We start from the raw sequence: 3317 nt of genomic DNA, 5'->3' as shown, positions 1-3317 counted from the left end.
ACACCGATCCGATTCGGTGTCGCCGCCCCAATCCTGACGGTCAGTTCTCCGGTAACATTCTTGATGAGGCAATGCGCCGGTCAATGCGTGGATCGTGAAGGATCGCAGCGAGGGCGGCGCGGGCTTCGACGCCACCTGGAGCGACGGCATCCGCAACAGCGTGCGGGCGGCGATTGCGAGCGCCTCGCAGGGCGCCAGCGCGCGCGTGCCGATGTCAGCGATCGCAGACGCGATCGCCGCGATCCGCCTGCGCGACCGCTGGCGCGCGGTGCACGCAATCGAGAACCACGACATCGTCTATATGGGACGCGACGAGCGGATCGCGGCGCTCGCCGACGGCAGCAATCCGAGATCCTGGTATGCGCGCAGCCGCAGCCGCTTCGCGCTTGGCCTCTTGCTGACCGCGCCCGGCATTCCCATGCTGTTCATGGGCCAGGAGATGCTGGCGTCAAAGCCATGGAGCGACACGCCGAGCGTGGATACCGAAATCGACTGGGCGGCGTTCGACCGCGGCGATGAGGTGATGGCCGGCTTCCTGCGCTTTGCCTCCGACCTGATCGGCCTGCGCCTGACGACGCCGGGGCTGCGCGGCGAAGGCTGCGCCGTCATCCATGTCCACGACGACAACCGCGTGCTGGCGTTCCAGCGCTGGGTCGAGGACGACGGCGGCGACGTCGTGGTGGTCTGCAGCCTGAACGAAAGCCCGTTCCACAACTACGCGATCGGCTTTCCCGCTGAAGGCCGCTGGCGCGAGGTGTTCAACAGCGACATCTACGACCGTGAGGTGACCGTCACCGGCGATGGCAGCGTGCATGCCGACGGCCCGCCGCTGCACGGCCTGCCCGCGTCCGCCGCAGTGACGATCCCGGCGAACGGGCTGTTGGTGTTCGCAAGAGGCTGACACCGTCAGCGGCCTCCTCAGGGCGCTGCGCGATGACATTCCCGCGCGGGTTCCGTTATGGTAGGGCTCTCGTTCGAGCGGCGCTCCCCGCCGCGACATAAGCTTGAGAGCAATGACCGCACCTTACGTTCCGCAGATCGCCCTTTATCGCCGCTGGCTCGAGGCGCAGCGCGGCCTGAGCTTTTCCAGTTTTGAGGACATGCGCCAGTGGTCGGTGCGCGACATCGACGTCTACTGGCAGAGCATCTGGGACTATTTCGACCTGCGCTCGCCGACGCCGCACCGCACGGTGCTGGCGGAGCGGAAGATGCCGGGCGCGGTCTGGTTTCCCGGCGCCTCCGTCAACTACGCCCAGCAGGTGTTCCGGCACGTCGAAGCCGCCGATGCCGCGGGCCTGCCGGCGATCGTGAGCAGCGGCGAAGATGGCGTGCTGAAGGAAACGAGCTGGCCCAAATTGCGGCGACAGGCGGCCGCGCTTGCGGTTCACTTGCGGGAGAAAGGCGTCAAGCCCGGCGACCGCGTCGCGGCCTATCTGCCTAATATCCCTGAGACCATCATCGCCTTCCTCGCCACCGCGAGCCTCGGCGCGATCTGGAGCGTCTGTGCGCCCGACATGGCGGCGCCGGCGGTGATCGATCGCTTCAAGCAGATCGAACCGAAAGTGCTGATCGCCTGCGACGCCGTCACCTATGCCGGCCGGCGGCATGACCGCCGCGCCGTGGTCGACGAGCTCCGGCGCTCGCTGCCGACGGTCAAGCACTTCATCCTGCACAGCGACGCGGAGAGCGCCGAGACAGCCGATCCGCTGTTGTCGGCGATCTTCGCCCGTCGCAGTCCTGCGATCGATGCGTTCGAGCCGGTGTGGCTGCCGTTCGATCATCCGCTCTGGATCGTCTATTCCAGCGGCACCACCGGCTTGCCGAAGCCGATCGTGCACAGCCATGGCGGCATCATCATCGTGGTGCTGCCGCTGAACACGCTGCATAACGACATCGGCTGCAGCTATCAGCCGAACTCATTTGGCGAACGCTTCCATTGGTACAGCTCGACCGGCTGGATCATGTGGAACTGCCAGGTCAACGGGCTCCTGGGCGGCACCACCTGCGGCATCTTCGACGGCAGCCCCGGCGGGTCAAAGGACAAGCCGGACTGGACGACGCTGTGGCGCTTCGTCGCCGACGCGGAGGTGACGGTGTTCGGGGCGGGCGCGGCGTTCTTTGCCAATTGCACGAAAGCGGAAATCGATCTCGCCGCCGTCGGCAACCTCTCACACCTGCGCGCGCTCGGCTCGACTGGATCGCCGCTCAGCGCCGACACGCAAGCCTGGTTCAACGAGCGCTTCGCCGCGCTTTCAAAGCTCAATGGCAACGCCGCGCAGGCGGACATGTGGTGGGCGAACATTTCCGGCGGCACAGACTTCGCCGGCGCCTTCATCGGCGGCAACAGGGAATTGCCGCAAACGCCGGGCACGATGCAATGCCGGATATTGGGCTGCGCCGTCGAGGCTTTCAACGAACAGGGCCGCACCGTGATCGACAAGGTCGGCGAGCTCGTCTGCACCGAGCCGTTGCCGTCGATGCCGCTGCGCTTCTGGAACGATCCTGATGGTGCGCGCTACCGCGCCAGCTATTTCGAGACCTATCCGGATGATTTCGACGGCAGCGGACGCGGTCCGGTGTGGCGGCATGGCGACTGGCTCAAGGTCGCCGCCGACGGTTCCTGCGTGATCTATGGCCGGAGCGATGCCACCATCAACCGGCACGGCCTGCGCATGGGGACGAGCGAACTCTACTCGGCGATCGAGGCACTGCCGGAGATCCTGGATTCGATGGTCATCGATCTCGAATATCTCGGGCGCGAAAGCTACATGCCGCTGTTCGTGGTGCTGCGCGATGGCATCGCGCTCGACGAGGCGATGAAGACACGGATCAACAAGGCAATCGAAGCCGGCCTGTCCCGCCGCTTCCTTCCCAACGAGATCTTCCAGGTGCCCGAAATTCCGCGCACGCTATCAGGCAAGAAGCAGGAGCTGCCGATCAAGAAGCTCCTGCTCGGCCATCCGATCGAGAAGGTCATCAACAAGGACGCGATGGCCAATCCGGGATGCTTGGAGTGGTATCTCGCCTTTGCCGACGACTATCTGCAAAAGAATGCGGGCGCCGCGTGAGGCGCGACGCCTGCATTCTTACGCGGACTGAAGCGTCCGCTTCTTCACCCGCTCCAGCCACTCGCGCGTGAGCACGAGGTCCGCCTGCGAGAGTTGATGGCCGACCGGCAGGGTGCGGTAGGTGACATCGGCGCCGGCATCGAGCAGCATCTCCGCGAGTTTCGCCGAGTTGGAGCTAGCATTACAGTTGTAATTGACTGAGGATTCTGAATCCATGGGCAACCATGATTCGAAGATCGTGGACGCAGG

The 3317-nt window shown here is 65.1% G+C and carries 2 protein-coding genes and 1 pseudogene; 2 read left to right on the top strand and 1 reads right to left on the bottom strand.

What is annotated here, in order from left to right:
- Nucleotides 1-94 precede the first annotated feature (94 nt).
- Both AAFX91_RS40145 and AAFX91_RS40140 read left to right on the top strand, forming a co-directional pair.
- Entirely contained in the window at nucleotides 95-901 is an 807-nt protein-coding gene (locus tag AAFX91_RS40145; protein ID WP_394570185.1) for an alpha amylase C-terminal domain-containing protein, read from the top strand.
- 112 nt (nucleotides 902-1013) lie between these two features.
- Entirely contained in the window at nucleotides 1014-3068 is a 2055-nt protein-coding gene (locus AAFX91_RS40140) for an acetoacetate--CoA ligase (protein WP_394570184.1), read from the top strand.
- 18 nt (nucleotides 3069-3086) lie between these two features.
- Here the strand turns inward: AAFX91_RS40140 and AAFX91_RS40135 are convergent.
- Nucleotides 3087-3317 (bottom strand): annotated as a pseudogene (locus AAFX91_RS40135) (hypothetical protein); the annotation flags it as partial.

Source organism: Bradyrhizobium sp. 31Argb (assembly GCF_043638955.1).
In the GTDB taxonomy this organism is placed as follows: domain Bacteria; phylum Pseudomonadota; class Alphaproteobacteria; order Rhizobiales; family Xanthobacteraceae; genus Bradyrhizobium.
The sequence above is the reverse complement of the archived record's forward strand: the minus strand, read 5'-3'. Positions and strand labels throughout refer to the sequence as shown.